Origin of the sequence: Actinomadura sp. NPDC048021, from assembly GCF_040653135.1 — a bacterium.
GTDB lineage: Bacteria > Actinomycetota > Actinomycetes > Streptosporangiales > Streptosporangiaceae > Spirillospora > Spirillospora verrucosospora.
The window spans coordinates 219978-238358 of the sequence record NZ_JBEZJQ010000007.1; the positions used below are offsets into that span (position 1 = coordinate 219978).

At 70.7% G+C, this 18381-nt stretch carries 16 protein-coding genes; 10 read left to right on the forward strand and 6 right to left on the reverse strand.

Features of this window, described 5'->3' with window-relative positions; all coding sequences use genetic code 11:
* Positions 1-244 precede the first annotated feature (244 nt).
* From AB0C87_RS14300 to AB0C87_RS14310, 3 genes are all read right to left on the reverse strand, one after another.
* Positions 245-766 carry a hypothetical protein gene (locus AB0C87_RS14300; protein WP_345184572.1) on the reverse strand — a complete coding sequence of 174 codons (522 nt, stop codon included), beginning with the start codon at positions 764-766 and terminating at the stop codon, positions 245-247.
* A gap of 251 nt (positions 767-1017) precedes the next feature.
* Positions 1018-1641: a hypothetical protein gene (locus tag AB0C87_RS14305; protein ID WP_360577757.1), complete on the reverse strand. Its 624-nt coding sequence runs from the start codon at positions 1639-1641 to the stop codon at positions 1018-1020.
* Positions 1642-2547: 906 nt separating this feature from the next.
* A complete protein-coding gene (locus AB0C87_RS14310) occupies positions 2548-3144 on the reverse strand; it encodes a TetR family transcriptional regulator (protein WP_360577759.1) in 597 nt (198 codons plus the stop codon).
* Between the two features lie 114 nt (positions 3145-3258).
* Between AB0C87_RS14310 and AB0C87_RS14315 the strand changes: the two genes are divergently transcribed.
* Complete coding sequence (locus AB0C87_RS14315; RefSeq protein WP_360577761.1) at positions 3259-3630, forward strand: VOC family protein; 372 nt, start codon at positions 3259-3261, stop codon at positions 3628-3630.
* Positions 3627-4628, forward strand: a complete 1002-nt coding sequence (locus tag AB0C87_RS14320; protein WP_360577763.1) for an LLM class flavin-dependent oxidoreductase — start codon at positions 3627-3629, stop codon at positions 4626-4628. Before AB0C87_RS14315 ends, AB0C87_RS14320 begins: the two co-directional genes overlap by 4 nt.
* Before the next feature lie 1222 nt (positions 4629-5850).
* Here AB0C87_RS14320 and AB0C87_RS14325 read toward each other — a convergent pair.
* Positions 5851-6006, reverse strand: a complete 156-nt coding sequence (locus AB0C87_RS14325; protein WP_360577765.1) for a hypothetical protein — start codon at positions 6004-6006, stop codon at positions 5851-5853.
* 453 nt (positions 6007-6459) lie between these two features.
* On the reverse strand, positions 6460-6951 hold the full coding sequence (locus AB0C87_RS14330) for a hypothetical protein (protein ID WP_360577766.1): 492 nt from the start codon (positions 6949-6951) through the stop codon (positions 6460-6462).
* A gap of 787 nt (positions 6952-7738) precedes the next feature.
* Here AB0C87_RS14330 and AB0C87_RS14335 point away from each other — a divergent pair.
* From AB0C87_RS14335 to AB0C87_RS14345, 3 genes are all read left to right on the forward strand, one after another.
* On the forward strand, positions 7739-8059 hold the full coding sequence (locus tag AB0C87_RS14335; RefSeq protein ID WP_360577767.1) for a hypothetical protein: 321 nt from the start codon (positions 7739-7741) through the stop codon (positions 8057-8059).
* 104 nt (positions 8060-8163) lie between these two features.
* Positions 8164-10560, forward strand: coding sequence for an endopeptidase La (gene lon, locus AB0C87_RS14340; RefSeq protein ID WP_345184567.1), 2397 nt, complete (start codon positions 8164-8166; stop codon positions 10558-10560).
* A gap of 126 nt (positions 10561-10686) precedes the next feature.
* A complete protein-coding gene (locus AB0C87_RS14345) occupies positions 10687-11172 on the forward strand; it encodes a VanZ family protein (protein ID WP_345184565.1) in 486 nt (161 codons plus the stop codon).
* On the opposite strand, the gene AB0C87_RS14350 is transcribed toward AB0C87_RS14345, so the two are convergent.
* Positions 11169-12680 (reverse strand): nitroreductase family deazaflavin-dependent oxidoreductase, encoded by a 1512-nt coding sequence (locus tag AB0C87_RS14350; RefSeq protein WP_353835513.1) that lies wholly within the window; start codon positions 12678-12680, stop codon positions 11169-11171. The two genes, AB0C87_RS14345 and AB0C87_RS14350, sit on opposite strands and share 4 nt — an antisense overlap.
* A gap of 169 nt (positions 12681-12849) precedes the next feature.
* On the opposite strand from AB0C87_RS14350, the gene AB0C87_RS14355 reads away from it, so the two are divergent.
* Genes AB0C87_RS14355 through iolD form a run of 5 tightly spaced genes read left to right on the forward strand, consistent with a single transcriptional unit; the run spans position 12850 to position 18341 of the window.
* Positions 12850-13860, forward strand: coding sequence for a Gfo/Idh/MocA family oxidoreductase (locus tag AB0C87_RS14355; RefSeq protein ID WP_353835512.1), 1011 nt, complete (start codon positions 12850-12852; stop codon positions 13858-13860).
* On the forward strand, positions 13857-14708 hold the full coding sequence (locus AB0C87_RS14360; RefSeq protein WP_353835511.1) for a TIM barrel protein: 852 nt from the start codon (positions 13857-13859) through the stop codon (positions 14706-14708). Before AB0C87_RS14355 ends, AB0C87_RS14360 begins: the two co-directional genes overlap by 4 nt.
* Complete coding sequence (iolC, locus tag AB0C87_RS14365) at positions 14705-15640, forward strand: 5-dehydro-2-deoxygluconokinase (RefSeq protein ID WP_345184556.1); 936 nt, start codon at positions 14705-14707, stop codon at positions 15638-15640. The genes AB0C87_RS14360 and iolC overlap by 4 nt, the downstream gene beginning before the upstream one ends.
* On the forward strand, positions 15637-16494 hold the full coding sequence (gene iolB, locus AB0C87_RS14370; RefSeq protein ID WP_353835510.1) for a 5-deoxy-glucuronate isomerase: 858 nt from the start codon (positions 15637-15639) through the stop codon (positions 16492-16494). Before iolC ends, iolB begins: the two co-directional genes overlap by 4 nt.
* Positions 16491-18341 carry a 3D-(3,5/4)-trihydroxycyclohexane-1,2-dione acylhydrolase (decyclizing) gene (gene iolD, locus AB0C87_RS14375; protein ID WP_360577770.1) on the forward strand — a complete coding sequence of 617 codons (1851 nt, stop codon included), beginning with the start codon at positions 16491-16493 and terminating at the stop codon, positions 18339-18341. The genes iolB and iolD overlap by 4 nt, the downstream gene beginning before the upstream one ends.
* The last annotated feature ends 40 nt before the right edge of the window (positions 18342-18381 follow it).

An 18381-nucleotide genomic window follows, 5' to 3' on the forward strand; every position in this document is an offset into this window, starting at 1 on the left:
CGTCGAGTCGACACCGGCGCGGAATCCGCGCAGGCCGGGAGAGCGGGGGATCGACCCCCCGCCGGAATCGCCTCGGCGTCGTGGAGCGGTGCCGGCCTAAGCCGCCGCGCGCCTCGTCGCCGAGACGCCGGTAGTGGCCTTGCCGGAAGCGGTGTACACGCGCGACCTCCCGTAGCGCATCCAAGATCTTCGCGCCGACCCTTGCATGCCCCCGACCCCGCCCGCAACGGGTTTTCCGTGAGCCTCAGCGCGCGTGGGGCTCGTCCATGTTCCAGGCGGCGGGCAGGTCGCCCCCGCACACGGCGCAGACGTAGTGGTCGTCCTTCACGATGTTGCGCTGGCGGCACCGCCGGCACCGTCGGAACACGATCGGGTGGGTGAACTCGGGGGGACGTTCGAGGCCGGCCCGGTCGAGGGCCGCCGCGACAGCCGTCCAGGAGGACGGGTCGGGGCAGTAGCCGGTCGACTGGTTGCTGATCTCGCTGACCGTCCAGGCGCCCCCGCTCGCGGCGAACGTGATCTCACCCGCGCCCAGCACCGGCTCGCGGCCCGCGCAGGCGACGTGCTCGCTGCGCTGCGGGGCCAGGCGCAGCGTCCCGCCCAGGTCGACCACGTAGGTGAACGGTTCCCCCGCGTCCTGCGCGGTCTGCCCTGCCAGCCAGACGGCGAGGTCGCCCGGCGACCCGATCGCCTGGCCGCGCCGCCCGGGCCGTGCCTGCTCAAGGATGTCGGCAGGGCCGACATAACGGTATTCGCGCACCCTCACCGGGCCCAGGGCAGCGCCGAAGGCGGACACGGCCGGCGCGACCGTGCGCCATGCGCATCGGCGCGGCCTGGTGAGGGGGTCACCGGCGACCACACTGCGGCCGGCGGCAGCACGCGGACCCGCCTTCGCCATCCGCCGCGCTCAGCGCCCGCAGTTCGCTCCATGCGCCGAGCCTGCCACGTCCGGGCACGGTCGCGTCAGACCGCCCCGGTCCGGAACGGACGGCCGTCCCGGACCGGGGCGACGAGGGGTCAGGACCACTGCAGGGACGAGGACCGGTCGTTCATCAGATCGCCGATGTAGGACCGGGTCGGCTCGAACACGGTGCGGATGCCGCCGAAGTCCGGGTTCTCGAAGTGGGACACGAAGCAGTTGCCGAAGGTCATGAACGACGAGATCGTGTCGTCGAAGCCGACCGCCGCCAGGTTCGAGTAGACGAAGTCCACGTCACCAGTGGTGGCCGTGCACGGGTGGGTTCCCGTGAACACCCTGCTGGAGCCGCCGAAGTCGGCGTGTTGGTACTCGATGGAGACCACGATGGCGTCCTGGACGGCGACCCGCGCGTGCTTCTTGCCGTCGGCCGTCGAGTCGAGGTGGTGGTTGAACGTCTGGTCGGACACCGCGGCGGCCGGGTCGAGGGGAGCGTCGGCGACCCGGCCGCCGGTGGCGTCCGCGATGGCCTGGCGGAAGGTGCGGTGGCAGCTCGTCCGCCCCCGCTCGCCCAGGTGGACCACGCAGTGCCGTTCGGGCGCCTGAGCCCGCGCGCCGGTCGCCGCCGCGGCCGCCGGCCGCGCTCCGAGGGCTAACGCCGCACTGGAGTGGGCGCCGAGCACCAGCCCGGCTGCCGCCGCGATCGCGGTGATTCTGGTCGTCATGTTCATCGGATGTTCCCGCCGTTCCGCCGTTCTGGCCCTCGGGGGACGCGATCCGCGGCCGGGAGACCGCCGGTCGCTATCTGTTGCTCAGACTTTACTGAGAGTGTTCGCTCGATGGCCTGTGGCTGGAAGGCGCCGCTTTCGTATCGCGTGATGACGTCGGTGCTGCCGCTGCGGCTTCTCGCGCCCCAGAGGCGCCGGCCGAGTGCCAGGACGGCGGAGCGATGCCGGGTCAGGGGTCCGTCCGGGCGAGCGGCGAGGAAGTGGCGGGTCTAGGCCGAAGGCGGGTGGACGGCCGCCGTTGCTGCTCTGCGTTGCCGGTGGCCTGCCTGGTCGGCCGGCCCTGGGATCGTGGCTGCGATACCGCGTCGGCGCAGGCGGGCACGGGTCGCCTGGGACGAGTAGGCCTTGTCGCCCCGGATCCGGTCCGGGCGCCGCCGGCGTGCTGGTGGGCCCGCACGACGGTGGAATCGACGTTGACCTCCCAGCCGATCAACCCGGCCGCGTCCGCCCGAGTCCGCAGCCCGGCCAGGACACGCGCCCAGGTCCCGTCACGCCGCCAGCGGCGAAACCGCCCGTAGACCGCCTGCCAGGCGCCGTAGCAATCGGACACGTCCGCCACGGAGCTCCGGTTTCAGGTTCTTCTTGGTCGATGAACCATCTACCGGAGACCTCACTGCGTCCGGCTCACAACACGCCGACGCTCACCTCACCCCGAAACACGATCAAAGCATCTTCAGTCCACCGGTCTGCAGCAGGAACTGCAAGCACATGCTGTGGCTGCGCTTCCATGCCCCTGGCAACACAGCCCAGCGACTCACCACTACGCCAACGACACCACAGCTCCTCCTGCCGAGCCGTCGAGAAACCCGGAGGGGAGACCTGGCGCGGGGTTCCGGCTGGGCTTTAGGAGAGGGTGGAGTCCAGGTGGCACACGGTGGCGATCTCCGGCATCAACCCAGAGAAGGGCAATGGACGTACGGCCTGCTGCATGAGGGTGCCGAGCAGGTAGGAGAACAACGCGTGGGCTCGTGCTGGTGGGTCGTCGACGGGGATCGCGGCCAGCAGGTCCTGAAGGGCACCGATCATCGCTTGGTGCATCCGATCGATCGGCTCTAGACGGGACTTCTGCCCCACGTCCACCCAGTAGCTGAACCACAGCAGTGCTGCGTTCGGCCGCTCTGTGAAGATCTCCAGGTACGTCCGGATGGCGGCCCAGAAACGATCGAGAGGGCGCTCTTGCTGGTTCGCCGCGTCAGCGATGCGGTCCAGGCACCCGCTCATGTGACGCGCCATCGCGCCGTCGATGATCTCGTCCATGTCATCGAAGTAGTAGTGGATCGCGCTCTTGGTCAGCGGGCTGGCATCGGCCACCGCGCGAGCTGTGCATGCGGCCAGGCCCTCACGGGCAAGGATGTCCTTCGCCGCCTCGATGATCTGCTCCTGCTTGGCGCGCTGATTCGGCGACCACTGCCTCGCCCGGCTCTCCGACGATGACCCCATAGGGACGAGCCTATCGGTTCGATTGCACTGTCGGGACATTCGTCCTAATGTTCAGGACGCGCGTCCTAATCTTGGGTGCGCAGGCAACGCGACCTCGACGAAGAAAAGGCAATCATGACCCCACCGTTCGTCTTCATGGACCTGCGAACCGCTGACCTCGAGGCCTCACGACGCTTCTACACCGAGCTGTTCGGCTGGACCGTCGCCGACGTGCCCGCCGGACCCGCGACCGTCCCGATGTTCGTTGACGGAGACGGCCCGTGGGGCGGCTTCACCCAGCTCGCCGAAGGCGACACCCGCCAGCCACAGTGGATCCCTTACGCGCCGGTGACCGGCCTGGAGGATGCGGCAAAGCGAGCTATGGAACTCGGTGCCACCATCGTGCGGCCGCGAGTGGACTTCCCCGCCGGGTCCGTGATCGTCATCCAGGACCCGGAAGGCGCAACGATCGCCCTGTGGGAGCCCGCCACCGCGAGCATCTCATGACGGCTCGCCCGAGCTACTCCTGCGCGCTTGCGCCGACCGCCGATGTCGTCGACAAGGCCAAGCTCGCAGAGCGGCTCGGTTACCAGCGCGTCTGGCTGTTCGACTCACCAGCGCTTCACGGCGACATGTGGGTGGCGCTGGCTCGCATCGCGTCCGGGACCGACCGGATCGGGCTCGCCACCGGGGTAGCCGTCCCGAGCCTGCGTCACCCGATGGTGACCGCATCAGCCATCGGCTCCATCCATGAGCTGGCGCCCGATCGGCTCATCGTCGCCGTCGGGACCGGCTACACGGCCCGGCACGCTCTGGGGAAGAAGCCCATCCCATGGGCCGATACCGTCCGTTATATCCGGCAGGTACGGGGGCTTCTCGATGGCGAGGTCGTCGAGATCGACGGCCGGCCGTGCCAGATGATGCAACTGCACGGCTCTGGGGCCTCGCGTCCGATCAACGTGCCGCTGTGGGTGGCAGCCGCCGGACCGAAAGGGGCGACGGCGGCGCGAGAGCTCGACGCGCCCGGCGTCGTCATGACCAGCGTCCCGGCGGAAAGTGATCGTGGCTGGGCACAGTGCGCGCTGCTCAGGTTCGGCACCGTCATGCGGGCGGGTGAGGATCACGCCAGCCCGCGGGTCATCGAGGCCGCCGGCCCCGGCTACGCCAGCATCGTTCACGCCGTGTGGCAGAACACCGGCAACGCGGTCGATGCCCTGCCCGGCGGCAAGGCCTGGCGTACCGCGATCGAAGCCGAACGCCCCGAGAACCAACGGCACCTCGTTGTCCACCAGGGACATCTCTCCCAGCTGACCGAACGCGACCGCGCCGTCGTGACCGCCGCCGGCCCAGCGATCCTGGAGCCCGGCTGGACGGGTGACGCCGCCTCCATCGCAGCCCGGTTCGAAGAGGCAGGCGCCGCCGGAGTGACCGAGATCGTGTACGTCCCGGCCGGACCGGACATCCTCAGCGAACTCGAGGCATTCGCCGGCGCAACCGAGGCGTAATCCGGTACCCGCAGGCCGCAACCACCTCACCTGCGGGTGGAAACATCCCCAGCCGCCCGTCCACATCCCGACACTAATGATCAGCTACTTGGCGGCTGGGGACACGTTCGGGAGCGGAGGGCCAACCGGAGCGCTGACCTGGAGCGGCGGTACTGGAAGGTCCACATCGCCGGGGAGGCCGTCAAGGCCGGGCTGTGGATCCTCTGGAACCTGCTCCGCGGCGTCCAGGACCTCCCCTAGCGGGAGGAAGGGCCCCACCCCGGGTCGAGTCTCCAGCTCCTGCCGGGCGGAGGCCCTTCTCATGTCCCGCGCGCCGGCGTCAACACCGGGAAGCCCCCGTCGGTCTCGGCGGTCTACCGCGCCCCGGCAGCAGACCTCGCGGCCCAAGGGTGTCAAGCGGCTGCCGCGCAAGCGAGGCGGGAACGCTGTCGCTTCGTTGTAGGAGTTCCGGGTCCGGCGGAGGGCCTCCTCGCGATGACGGCCGCCCCTTGACCTGGGCGTTCGAGTCGGCCATCCGTCCCTGTCGCGACGCCGAACAGGGTTCTTGGGTGGCGCATGTATCTCTCTTCCTTCCGAATGACGCAACCCCACTTCGCACCCCACCCAGGTCATGGTGGTACGTCTGCGGCGGCTGCCCCGCGGCCTGTTCATGCGCCGCCTGTGCGGGGGGCGGGTGCACTCTCCGACTCGTTGGCCACCAGCTTGTAGCCGATGCGGCGCAGTTGCTGCGCGGGGCGTCCGCGCCGGTCAGGAAGGGCCGGTCGTCCGGGCCCCGCGTCAGCAGCCCCCGCCATGGCTTTCTCGTGCTTGCCCGTGGCGAGCGCACCCGGGCTGGGGTCCGGGCGGGTCCGCGCATCTGCTCCTGGCCCTGGCCAACTACGGCGCTCACTCCAGGACTAGCGAACCGTGGGAGTGGCACTTGGCCCTGGACCTGACGGGCGGGGGCCCGTCCTGCAAATCCAACCGGCAGTGCACCCACCAGCGCACGCGCTACGGAGGTCGGTCGGCCCTGCTAGACAGCGTTTCTATATGGAAGCGTTTCCCGTAGGGGATGAGCGTGTGATCGGTGCTCAGCCAGCGGTCGAGCCGTTGGCGGGGTGGATGTGGGCGGCGGCGTGGTCGACGGTGGGGTGGCGGGGGAAGGCGTCGGTCATGCGGTGACTTCCAGGATGAAATCGACGAGGTCGTTGCCACCGGCGGTGGTGATGTGGCGTCGCAGGACTCACAGGCCCGCCATGCCCAAGAACAGCAGGCGTCCCACGTCGATGATCAAGAAGGCGGGTGGGAGAGCGGGCGTGCTCAGAACGCCGAGTTCGCTCAGGGTGTCGCGGGCGTGGAAGGCGGCGTCGAAGGCCAACGTGCCGGTCAGGCACAGCACGCCACACCCAACCATCTCGGGCCGTCCGCTACTAGCGGCAACCAAGGCTGGGGAGACACCACCGGGACGTAGCGGCCCATCGGGGATTCCAAGGACCCCCATGGGGGGCCGGTTGACCGTGAGTGGCGATGCGTTCGGGAGTCTGCTTCGGCGGATCAAGGACGGGGCGCTCAACCGGGCCTGACGGGCGTGTGGGCCGGTCCCGGGGCGCGGGCGCCCCGGGACCGGCCGCGCGGGCAGATGATGCCCGGCGCGGGGATGCGCATGTGATTCCCGGGAAGTTTTCCGGTTTGATCCGACGCGGCCGGATCAGCGCGGAGCCGGAGGGGTGGCGGGGCTCCAAGGTGCATCACTCGCTACGCCGTGGGCGTCCTGGCAGCCTCGGCCGAATCGGACACGGGTCAGAATCGTGGGCCCTGACCGGGATGGCAGCCGGGCGCGTGAACGAATGGATCACGCTCTGGCCGTCCTCTTGATCACCACGTAGTCCTCGCCGCCGTAGAGGGACTCGTAGTGAACGGTCAACTGGAGCCGCTCCGATATCAGCTCCCAGAACCACCCATGTTCCTCGCGTTCGTAAGAGTCGAGACGGAGAAGGTAGCCGTCATATCCCGGGCCGAGGACCGCTCCGTCCAAGGAGTTGAGCTGGGGTTTGTGCGGCATCCCGTCAGTGATGCTCCGGACGGACTCGCGGTCCCAGGGCCCGACGACCTGGCCGTCGAACATGACGATGGTTTTCGTGATCACCGCAGGACCGGGCCCGCTATTAATGATCCTTAGCCCGGCCCCGGGGCTGTCGTATTTACGGTTCCGCCTGATTTGCAATATCGGCCGTACCGACTGTCGGTTGTGCAGCATGATGGCCCGCGTCTGAACAACAGAAACCACGAGTGCCCCAATCGCGATCGCCACGGCACTGGCGGCGGTCATAGTGTCCGCATCCATCGCTGCTCCTCGGTCGACACCTAAACTGGGGCTCTTTGGACTCGATTCAGAGTGTTCTGGTTCCCGCCCTCGGGATGGCCCGCGGTTTTCGGTCTGGGGCACCCCAGGAACCTCCACTGAGACGTCGTTCTCGTTGCCCCTATGCGTGACGTCCTACGCGAGAGCTCAATGCAAGAACTGTTGTGTAAGTGGCGAGTGGGGCGTTTTCGGGCATCGACGTGCGGCGTGTTGCCTCTACGGGACGTCCCTTTGGAGCAACACGCCGCAAGTCGTTGCGGTGGGGTCATGGTTTGAGTCTGGCCCAGACCCATTTTCCTCCTGCTGGGTCGGGGGTGTAGCCGCTCTCGGCGGCTAGGGCCGTGGCGATCGGGAGGGGAGGCCTCGGCCGCCGTTGTCGTCCAGTGCTCCTCGGAGCTGTCCAGGGTGTCGAGCGTCAATTTCACTACTGGACGAGGGCGCGGGCTTGCCGTGCTGGCGTCCCACACGGCGATGATGACGCTGGCGATGTCCCGGCTGCACTGGTAGCGGATCTCCTCGCCGCCTCGTTCCGTCGTGTTGTTGAGAGACCGAAGATAGACATGACGTAGCGAGGGATGTCGTGCCTGTGGCGCACTTGTTGCAGACGTTGATGAGGGTGACTGACCACTCGTAGATAATTGAAATATTGTCCGGTCGGACACCAGTTCGTAGCCGGTGCGGCGCGTGGTGCCGTCTGGGTGCAGCGCCTAGATCGTTGATGGGAAATTGCTGAACTGGGTGTGGGCACGGGGAAGGGCGCCCATGGTCGGTGTGTCATCTGCGCGGTGCCGCCCCGCTGCTGCTGGCCGTGGCGGCGTGGCTGGTCCGCCGGACACCGTCCTGGCAGGAGCGGCTGCAGACGGTGCGCCTGCTGCACGCCCAGCCGCCTGGGCTCGGGTCGTGCCCGATCGTGTGCACGATGGGGTTCGCCGGGGCCGGGGCGCGGAAGGCCGCCGCTGATCTGGGCCATGTGCTGATCCGGCCACCACGCGCCGACGAGTCCGATCCGCCGGTGGCGGTGTTCCCCGGCTGGCTGCGCCAGCGCGTCGAGGCGGTGATCTGGACCTTGAAGAACCGGCTCGGGGTGTGATCGCTGAGAGCGAACGTTGCTGCGGAAACAAAATGCTGCTCCGTTTTCTTGAGTGTGAGTGACTCAATCTTGCGGTTGGGTGTCCTACTGAGTTGGAGCTGAGCATGAGCGAGACCCTGACGCTGCCGGTGCTGCCCCTGGAGGACGGGGTCGTTCTGCCCGGCATGGTGGTGCCCCTGGACCTGTCGGAGAGCGGCGAGGTCCGGGCCGCCGTCGAGGCCGCGCGGGCGGTGGCGCAGACCAAGGGGCCGGGCATCCGGTCGGCGGCCAAGCCGCGCGTGCTGCTGGTGCCCCGGCTGAACGGGCAGTACGCCGGCATCGGCACGCTCGGCGTGATCGAGCAGGAGGGGCGGCTGCCCGGCGGTGAGCCGGGCGCGGTCGTCCGCGGCGTGCAGCGGGTGCGGATCGGCACCGGGACGACCGGGCCGGGCGCGGCGCTGTGGGTCGAGGGGACGGCGGTGGAGGCGCCGCCGGCGACCGGGCGGGCGCAGGAGCTGGCGAAGGAGTACAAGGGGCTGGTCAGCGCGATCCTGCAGAAGCGGGGCGCCTGGCAGGTCGTGGACGTCGTGCAGCAGATCGACGACCCCTCCACACTGGCCGACAACGCCGGGTACGCGCCGTACCTCACCGACGAGCAGAAGATCGAGGTCCTGGAGACCGTCGACCTCGTGGAGCGGCTCACCCTGGTGATCGGATGGGCGCGCGACCACCTCGCCGAGCTGGACGTGGCGGAGACCATCCGCAAGGACGTCCAGGAGGGCATGGAGAAGACGCAGCGGGAGTTCCTGCTGCGCCAGCAGCAGGAGGCCATCCGCAAGGAGCTGGCCGAGCTGAATGGCGACCCGGCCGACGAGGAGGACGACTACCGGGCCCGGATCGAGGCCGCGAACCTTCCCGAGAAGGTGCGCGAGGCGGCGCTGAAGGAGGTCGACAAGCTGGAGCGGTCGTCCGACGCCTCGCCCGAGGGCGGCTGGATCCGCACCTGGCTGGACACCGTCCTCGACATCCCGTGGAACGAGCGGACCGAGGACGCCTACGACATCGCGGGCGCCCGGGAGATCCTGGACGCCGACCACGCCGGTCTCGACGACGTCAAGGAGCGCATCGTCGAGTACCTGGCCGTGCGCAAGCGGCGCGAGGAGCGCGGCCTGGGCGTCGTGGGCGGACGCAGGAGCGGCGCGGTGCTGGCGCTGACCGGCCCTCCCGGAGTCGGCAAGACGTCGCTGGGCGAGTCGGTCGCGCGGGCCATGGGACGCGAGTTCGTCCGGGTCGCCCTGGGCGGCGTCCGGGACGAGGCCGAGATCCGGGGGCACCGCCGCACGTACGTGGGCGCCCTCCCGGGGCGCATCGTCCGGGCCATCCGCGAGGCGGGGACGATGAACCCCGTCGTCCTGCTGGACGAGGTCGACAAGGTCGGCGCCGACTACCGGGGCGACCCGACCGCGGCGCTGCTGGAGGTCCTCGACCCCGAGCAGAACCACACCTTCCGGGACCACTACCTGGAGGTGGAGCTCGACCTGAGCGACGTGCTGTTCCTCGCCACCGCGAACGTGGTGGAGGCGATCCCCGGGCCGCTGCTCGACCGGATGGAGCTGGTGCAGCTGGACGGCTACACCGAGCACGAGAAGGTCACCATCGCCCGCGACCACCTGCTGCCGCGCCAGCTCGACAAGGCGGGGCTGGAGGCGTCCGAGGTGGCCTTCGGCGACGACGCGCTGCGGCTGCTGGCGGCCGAGTACACCCGGGAGGCCGGCGTCCGGTCCCTGGACCGCTCGATCGCGCGGGTGCTGCGCAAGGTCGCGGCCAACGTCGCGCTCGGGAAGGCGGCGCTGCCCGTCCGGATCGGCGCGGACGACCTGAAGGACTACCTCGGCCGGCCGCGGTTCACCCCGGAGGTCGAGCTGAGCAGGAACGAGCGCCGCACCGGCGTGCCGGGCGTGGCCACGGGCCTCGCGGTCACCGGCGCGGGCGGCGACGTGCTCTACATCGAGGCGTCGCTGGCCGACCGGGAGACCGGCGACACCGGCGTGACGCTCACCGGCCAGCTCGGCGACGTCATGAAGGAGTCGGCGCGCATCGCGCTCAGCTACCTGCGCTCGCGCGGCGCGGAGCTGGAGCTGCCGGTCGGCGACCTGAAGGACCGCGGCGTGCACGTCCACGTGCCCGCCGGGGCGATCCCGAAGGACGGCCCGAGCGCGGGCATCACGATGACGACGGCGCTGGCGTCGCTGCTGTCGGGACGCCCGGTGCGCTCGGACGTGGCGATGACCGGTGAGGTGTCGCTGACCGGGCGGGTGCTGCCGATCGGCGGGCTGAAGCAGAAGCTGCTGGCCGCGTCGAGGCTCGGCATCACCACCGCGATCGTGCCGAAGCGCAACGAGCCGGACCTGGAGGACGTCCCGGCCGAGGTGCTCGACACGATGACGGTGTTCGCCGTCAGCGACGTCCGCGAGGTGCTGGACCTGGCCCTGGAGCCCGCCACCACCCCGGTCGCCGTCTGATCGCGGCGCACGGAACGCCCGTGCCGGGTTCGTCCCGGCACGGGCGTTCTGACTTCAATGGACTATCTGGTCGCCCGAAACCCGGGACCGTGCATGGACCGCGGCGGACGGGGCAGACCGCGCCGCGTGTTGGTCGAGATGTGGCAGCCCGCAGCAGCGGGCGAGAGGGTCCCTTGGTACGTCGTCGCCCTGCGCGCGTTGGTCGTCATCATCGCGTTGGGCTTTCTTGGCGTCTTCTTCTATTTCGCGTTCAGGCTCACGCTGACGCCCGTCCATGACAACGGGCAGGCAGGCGGGAACACCGATCCCGGCAGGTCGCTCCGGTTCTATATGGACCGCCCGACGAAGGAGGCCCTCCTCCAGATCGGCGGCAACGTGATACTCCTGGCGCCGCTGGGAGTGCTCCTGCCCCTGGTCTGGACGACCCTCCGCGGCCCCCTGCGGCTGGCGCTGGTGAGCGGCATGCTCTCGCTGGCCATCGAGACGGTCCAGGGCACGTTCGTGATGGGACGGGCCTTCGACGTCGACGACGTCATCCTGAACGTCATCGGTGTCGTGCTCGCCTACCTGCTCCTGGGCCGGCGGCTCTCCAGGACCCTCCGCGGCCGTTAGCGGGGGGTCAGGCGGAAGACCCTGAGCTGCCGCTCGGTGCGTTCCACGTAGCGGTCGTAGACGGGCCAGACGGCGGTGAGGCGAGGCCAGATCTCCTTGCGCTCGACGTCGTCCAGGAGGTGGGCGGTGACCGGGACGGTGCGGCCCTGGAAGCTGACCTGCGCGCCGGGGTTCTTCAGGAGGTTGCCCGTCCAGGCGGGGTGCTTCTCCCGGCCGAAGTTGGATCCGACGACGTACCAGCCGCCCTCCCGGTCGGGCAGGCACGCGAGCGGCGTCTGCCGTTGGAGGCCGCTGACGGCGCCGGTCGTCGTCAGCACGAGGCTCGGCACGAGGAGCTGGCCGAGCATGAGCCGTCCGCCGGTGAGCCGGTGCAGCGTCCGGTCGACGGGCGGGACGATCTTGGGCCCCACCCGGGAGAACCATTCGGCGCCCGAGACCCGGTGGAAGACCGGGCCGAAGGTGCGCTGGACGAGGGTCGGCATCGGGGCCTCCTTGGCGGCGAGCCGTCCGGCCCGGCGCGGATTCAGATGGCCGCTCTCGGCCAGCCAGCGCAGGCCGTCGGCGACGGTCTCCTCGACGGGGCGCAGCGTGAGCCCGAGGGCGTCCAGGACGGGGCGGTCGTCGGTCGGCACCAGCGTGACCATGAACTCGGCGGCGTCGCGGGTGAGCGGGTAGTCGAAGCGGCGGACGCGCTTGGCCGCGTCGAGGACGGAGCCCAGCGCGAGCATGAGGCGGCTGGGCACGCGGACGCGGCGGCACCGGACGCCGGTGAGGCGGTCGCACAGGTCGGCGTACTGCGGCCAGGTCAGGTAGTGGCCGCCGAGCACCCAGCGGCTGGGGCCCTGCCGCGCCTCGACGGAACGTGCCAACGCCTCGCCGAGGTCGCGGACGTCGACGACCGAGACGCCGCCGCCCGGAAGCGGCCACACCTTGCCGAGCGCGGCGGCGAGGCCCTCCATCAGCGCGTCCAGCGTCGGCTGGTTCGGGCCGCACACGCCGCCGGGGTAGACGATGGTGACCGGCGCGCCGTCCTCCTGGAGGCCGCGCACGTAGTGCTCGGCCGCCAGCTTGGACCGGCCGTAGTCGGTCCGGGGGCTCGCCAGGGCGCCGTCCGCGGTGATGACGGGGCCGGACGGCGGGACGAACACCGCGATCGTCGACACGTGGACCACCGGCGCCAGGCCCTGCGCGACGGCGCCGCCGACCACGTTGCGGGTGCCCCGGACGTTCACCTCCACCAGGTCGCCGGCGCCTCCGGTCACCCCGATGGCCGCGGCGGTGTGGATCGCGGCGTCGCAGCCGCGGAGCGCCTCGGCGACCGCGTCCTCGTCCAGCATGTCGCCGGGGACGAGTTCGACGTCCCCGGGGTCGACGCCGACGGCGCGCAGGACCTGCGCCGCTCTGGCAGGGTCGCGGACCAGCGCGCGGGGCCGGTGCCCGGCGGCGAGCAGGGCGCGGACGGCGTGGGACCCGACGAACCCGGAGGCGCCGGTGACGAAGATCCGCATAGGGCAAAACTAGCGCTTGGTATGCCTCCGGCGACAGCCGAGCCCCCGAGTAAGGGCCGGGATTTCGGACACCTCCATTACCGGAGAGGCGGACGGTCGGGGCGTTGACGCGTCTGGAACGCTCCATCAGACTCGTGTCTCCATCTGACCGCCCACCGGGAGGGGATCGATGAGGATCGGACTGGCCGGCGCGGGGCGCATCGGTGCGCGCCACGCCGCCGCGTTGCGAGAGTTGCCCGAGGTCGAGGCGGTGGTCGTCGCGGACGCCGCACCGGGGCGCGCCCGGGATCTGGCCGCGCGCCTGGGCGGGGGACCGTCCGAGGTCACCGCGCTGGAGACCGTCGAGGGGCTCTTCTCCGCCGGACTGGACGGCCTGGTCGTCGCGGCGGCCACGGACGCGCACGCGGCCCTGGTGGAGCGCGCCGTGGCGGCGCGAACCCCCGTCTTCTGCGAGAAGCCGCTCGCGTCCGACATTGATGGAACGTTCCAAATCGTCCGGGCGGCGGCCGGCGGCGGCGTTCCGGTGCAGGTCGGGTTCCAGCGCCGGTTCGACGCCGGGAACGCGGCGGCGCGCGAGGCCCTCGCGTCCGGGAGGCTCGGCTGGCTGCACACCGTCCGCTCGTGCAGCTTCGACCCGGCGCCGCCGCCGGCCGAGTACGTCCCCACCTCCGGCGGGCTGTTCCGCGACTGCCTCATCCACGACCTGGACCTCATCCGGTTCGTCACGGGCCGCGAGGTCGTCCGCGTGATGGCGGTGGGCGCCAACCGGGGCGACGACTTCTTCCGCGAGGCCGGGGACGTCGACACGGGTTCGGCGATGCTCGTCCTGGACGACGGGGCGCTCGGCCAGGTCTCGGCCACCCGCTACAACGCCGCCGGGTACGACGCGCGCCTGGAACTGTTCGGGTCCAAGGACAGCGTCATCGCCGGCCTGGACGACCGGACGCCCGCGACCGCGCTCCCGGACGGGGACCAGCCCAGGGCGCCCTACGGCGGTTTCATGGAGCGCTTCACCGACGCCTACGACGCCGAACTGCGGGCCTTCGCGGACGTCGTGGCGGGCCGCCGCGCCAATCCGTGCCCGCCGGAAGAGGCGCTGGAGGCGTTCTACCTCGCCGAGGCGTGCGAGCTGTCCATGCGGCAAGGGCGGATGGTGGCCGTCGAGGAGGTGCGGCGGTGAGGATCGCCGGCGCGCCGATCTCGTGGGGTGTGTGCGAGGTGCCCGGCTGGGGCCACCAGATGGAACCGGACCGGGTGCTCGCCGAGATGCGCGACCTCGGCCTCGCCGCCACGGAACTGGGGCCGGACGGCTTCCTCCCCAGGGCCGCGCAGGAGCGGGACGAACTGCTGACCTCGTTCGGCCTGGGTCTCGTAGGGGCGTTCGTGCCCGTCGTTCTGCACGACCCTGCGTTCGACCCGCTGCCCGTGGTCGAGCAGGCGCTGGACGACATCGACGGTGTCCTCGTCCTGGCCGCCGCGACCGGACTCGACGGATACGACGAGCGCCCCGTCCTCGACACCAAGGCGTGGGCGGCGCTGCTCGCGAACCTCGACGCGATCGCCGCGCGCGCCGCCGAGCGCGGCAGGCTCGCCACCCTGCATCCTCACGTCGGGACGGTCGTGGAGCGGCGCGCCGAGGTCGAACGCGTGCTGGGCGGATGCAGCATCCCGCTCTGCCTCGACACAGGGCACCTCTTGGTCGGCGGGACCGATCCGGTGTGGCTGGCGCGTTTCGCGGCGCCGCGCATAGCGCATGTCCATCTGAAGGACGTGGACGTGGGACTTGCCCAACAGGTACTCAAGGGAGACATCACGTACACGAGCGCGGTGCGGGACGGTCTGTACAAGCCGCTCGGGGACGGCGACATCGACATCCCCGACATCATCCGGACCTTGGAGGTCTCCGGTTACGAAGGCTGGTGGGTGATGGAGCAGGACACCGTCCTCACCGGCGAACCCGCGCGGGACGCCGGACCGTGCGGCGACGTCCGCAGGAGCCTCGACTACCTCGCCGGGGTGGCCCGATGACGTTCGACCTCATCACGATGGGGCGGGTCAGCGTCGACGTCTATCCGAACCAGGTGGGCACGCCGCTGGAGGACGTCGAGTCGTTCGGCAAGTACCTCGGCGGCAGCCCGACCAACGTCGCCGTGGCGGCGGCCAGGTACGGCCGCAGGACCGCCGTCGTCACACGCACGGGGGAGGACCCCTTCGGCCGGTTCGTCCACAAGGCCCTCCGGGGCTACGGCGTGGACGACCGGTTCGTCACCGCCGTCCCCGGCCTGCCGACCCCGCTGGCCTTCTGCGAGATCTTCCCGCCCGACGACTTCCCGCTGTACTTCTACCGCTACCCCAAGGCTCCCGACCTGGAGATCCGTCCGGACGAGCTCGACCTCGACGCGATCCGCTCGGCGCGCATCGTCTGGGCCACGGTCACGGGCCTCTCCCAGGAGCCCAGCAGGGAGGCGACCCTGACCGCGCTGGGGGAGCACCCCGGGCAGACCGTCATCGACCTCGACTACCGGCCGATGCTGTGGGACGACCCGTCGGAGGCCCCGCACTGGGCGGGCCTCGCCTTGGAACGGGCGAAGGTCGCGGTCGGAAACCTGGAGGAGTGCGAGGTCGCCGTGGGGGAGCGGGAGCCGCGCGCCGCCGCCCGCGCGATCCTGGCCCGCGGCCCGGAGCTCGCCATCGTGAAGATGGGCCCGGAAGGCGTCCTCGCGGCGACGGCCGACGAGGTCGTGGAGGTGCCCCCCGTCAAGGTGGACGTCGTCAACGGACTCGGCGCCGGAGACGCGTTCGGCGGCGCCGTCTGCCACGGCCTCCTCGCCGGATGGGACCTGCGGCGGCTCGTCGGGTTCGCGGGCGCCGCGGGGGCGATCGTCGCGTCCCGTATCGCCTGCTCCGACGCGATGCCCACGCAAGACGAGGTCGACGAACTCCTCAAGGAGCCACGATGAAGTACCACCTCCCCGCCGGAACCGCCGCCGAAGCCCCGTACGGGCTCGTCGTGACCCCCGAGTCGGCCGGCTGGGCCTATTCGGGGCTGCGGGTTCTGGAGCTGCCGGAAGGCGGCTCCCACACGTTCGACACCGGTGAGTTCGAGACGATCGTGCTGCCGCTGGCGGGGTCGTGCGCCGTGGAGTGCGACGGCGAGCGGTTCGAGCTGGAGGGCCGCGAGGACGTCTTCGCCCGGGTCAGCGACTTCGCCTACGTGCCGCGCGACGCCCGGGTGACCGTCCGCGGCGGCGGGCGGTTCGCGCTGGCGGGCGCCCGGTGCGAGCGGCGGCTCGCACCGCGCTACGGACCGGCGGAGAAGGTCCCGGTGGAGTTGCGGGGCGCGGGGTCGGCGAGCCGGCAGGTCAACAACTTCGGGACGCCGGAGGGGTTCCCGTTCGCCGAGAAGCTGATCGCGTGCGAGGTGCTGACGCCGGCCGGGTGCTGGTCGTCGTTCCCGCCGCACAAGCATGACGAGCAGAGGCCCGGCGAGTCGGTCCTGGAGGAGATCTACTACTTCGAGGTCGCCCGGGACGGCATGGCCTACCAGCGTGTCTACGGCTCGCCGGGACGTCCGATCGACGTGCTGGCGGAGGTCCGCAGCGGCGACGCCGTGCTGATCCCGCACGGCTGGCACGGCCCGTCGATGGCGCCGCCGGGGCACGACCTGTACTACCTGAACGTGATGGCCGGGCCGTCGCCGGAGCGCGCGTGGCGCATCTGCGACGACCCGGCGCACGCCTGGATCCGCGACACCTGGGAAGGGCAGCCGGTGGACCCCCGGCTGCCCCTGACCTCGCCGGAGGGACGCTCGTGAGACTCACCGTGGCGCAGGCGCTGGTGCGTTTCCTGTCGGTGCAGTTCAGCGAGCGGGATGGTGTGGAGCGGCGGTTCTTCGCGGGGTGTTTCGGGATTTTCGGGCATGGCAACGTGGCCGGGATGGGGCAGGCGCTGCTGGAGTCCGGTGGTGGGCTGCCGTATTTCATGGCGCGTAACGAGCAGGCGATGGTGCATGCGGCGGCGGGGTTCGCGCGGATGAGTGATCGGCTTTCGACGTTGGCGTGTACGACGTCGATCGGGCCGGGTGCGACGAACATGGTGACGGGTGCGGCGCTGGCGACGGTGAACCGGTTGCCGGTGTTGTTGCTGCCGGGGGACATTTTCGCCACGCGGGCGGCGAGTCCGGTGTTGCAGGAGTTGGAGGATGGGCGTTCGCTGGATGTGTCGGTGAACGACTGCTTCAAGCCGGTGTCGAGGTATTGGGATCGGATCAATCGGGCCGAGCAGTTGCCGGGGGCGTTGCTGGCGGCGATGCGGGTGCTGACCGATCCGGCCGAGACGGGTGCGGTGACGTTGGCGTTGCCGCAGGATGTGCAGGCCGAGGCTTTCGATTGGCCGGAGGAGTTGTTCGCGCGGCGGGTGTGGCGGGTCGCGCGTGCGGTGCCCGAGCCGGCGGCGTTGCGGGAGGCGGTGGGGCTGCTGCGGGGGGCGGAGCGTCCGTTGGTCGTGGCGGGCGGCGGGGTGATCTATTCCGGTGCGGCCGAGGAGTTGCGGGTGCTGGCCGAGGCGACCGGGATTCCGGTGGCCGAGACGCAGGCGGGCAAGGGTTCGCTGGCGTGGGATCACCGGTGTTCGGTGGGTGCGGTGGGCGCGACGGGGACCGCCGCGGCCAACGCTTTGGCGCGTGAGGCCGATGTGGTGGTGGGGATCGGGACGCGGTACAGCGATTTCACGACCGCTTCGCACAGCCTGTTCGCCCACCCCTCGGTGAGGTTCGTCAACATCAACGTCGCCCGCGCTGATGCGGTCAAGCTCGGGGGAGTGTCGGTCGTGGCCGACGCCCGCGAAGCGATCCGGGCCCTGCACGCCGCCCTGACCGGCTACGCCGTCCCGCAGGCGCACAGGGACCGCGCCCAGGCCCTGACGGCCGACTGGAACGCCGCCGCCGACCGGGCCTTCGCGCCCCGGAACGGGGAGCCGCCCACCCAGGCCGAGGTGATCGGCGCGGTCAACGAGGCCGCCGGGCCGCGGGACGTGGTGGTGTGCGCGGCCGGGTCGATGCCCGGCGACCTGCACAAGCTGTGGCGGGCGCGCGATCCCAAGGGCTACCACGTCGAGTACGGCTACTCCTGCATGGGCTACGAGATCGCCGGGGGTCTGGGGGTGAAGATGGCCGCGCCCGACCGGGAGGTGTTCGTCCTGGTCGGTGACGGCTCCTACCTGATGATGGCCCAGGAGCTCACCACCGCCGTCGCCGAGGGGATCAAACTGGTCGTGGTCCTGGTCCAGAACCACGGCTACGCCTCCATCGGCAACCTGTCCGAGAGCGTCGGCGCCCAGCGCTTCGGCACCCGCCACCGCCTGCGCACCCCCACCGGCCTGGACGGCGACCCCATCCCCGTCGACCTCGCCGCCAACGCCGCCAGCCTCGGCGCCGACGTCATCCGCGCGGCCACGACCGCCGACCTGCGGGACGCGCTCCAGCAGGCGCGCAAGTCCCCGAGGACGACGGTCGTCCACATTGAGACGGACCCCTTGGCGGACACCCCCGACAGTGAGGCATGGTGGGACGTCCCGGTCGCGGAGGTGTCGGCGCTGGACTCCACCCGGGAGGCCCGCGCCCGATATGAAAGGGATAGGCGTACGCGCCGTCATCATCTGTGATCAACTCCTCAGACCGACCATTCGGGGAGAAACGGAGAAC

Coding starts and splice junctions, on each gene's coding strand:
- AB0C87_RS14355 (WP_353835512.1), top strand. CDS start 12,850: ATGAGGATCGGACTGGCCGGCGCGGGGCGCATCGGTGCGCGCCACGCC.
- lon (WP_345184567.1), top strand. CDS start 8,164: ATGAGCGAGACCCTGACGCTGCCGGTGCTGCCCCTGGAGGACGGGGTC.
- AB0C87_RS14320 (WP_360577763.1), top strand. CDS start 3,627: ATGACGGCTCGCCCGAGCTACTCCTGCGCGCTTGCGCCGACCGCCGAT.
- AB0C87_RS14350 (WP_353835513.1), bottom strand. CDS start 12,680: ATGCGGATCTTCGTCACCGGCGCCTCCGGGTTCGTCGGGTCCCACGCC.
- AB0C87_RS14310 (WP_360577759.1), bottom strand. CDS start 3,144: ATGGGGTCATCGTCGGAGAGCCGGGCGAGGCAGTGGTCGCCGAATCAG.
- AB0C87_RS14330 (WP_360577766.1), bottom strand. CDS start 6,951: ATGGATGCGGACACTATGACCGCCGCCAGTGCCGTGGCGATCGCGATT.
- iolC (WP_345184556.1), top strand. CDS start 14,705: ATGACGTTCGACCTCATCACGATGGGGCGGGTCAGCGTCGACGTCTAT.
- iolB (WP_353835510.1), top strand. CDS start 15,637: ATGAAGTACCACCTCCCCGCCGGAACCGCCGCCGAAGCCCCGTACGGG.
- AB0C87_RS14315 (WP_360577761.1), top strand. CDS start 3,259: ATGACCCCACCGTTCGTCTTCATGGACCTGCGAACCGCTGACCTCGAG.
- AB0C87_RS14305 (WP_360577757.1), bottom strand. CDS start 1,641: ATGACGACCAGAATCACCGCGATCGCGGCGGCAGCCGGGCTGGTGCTC.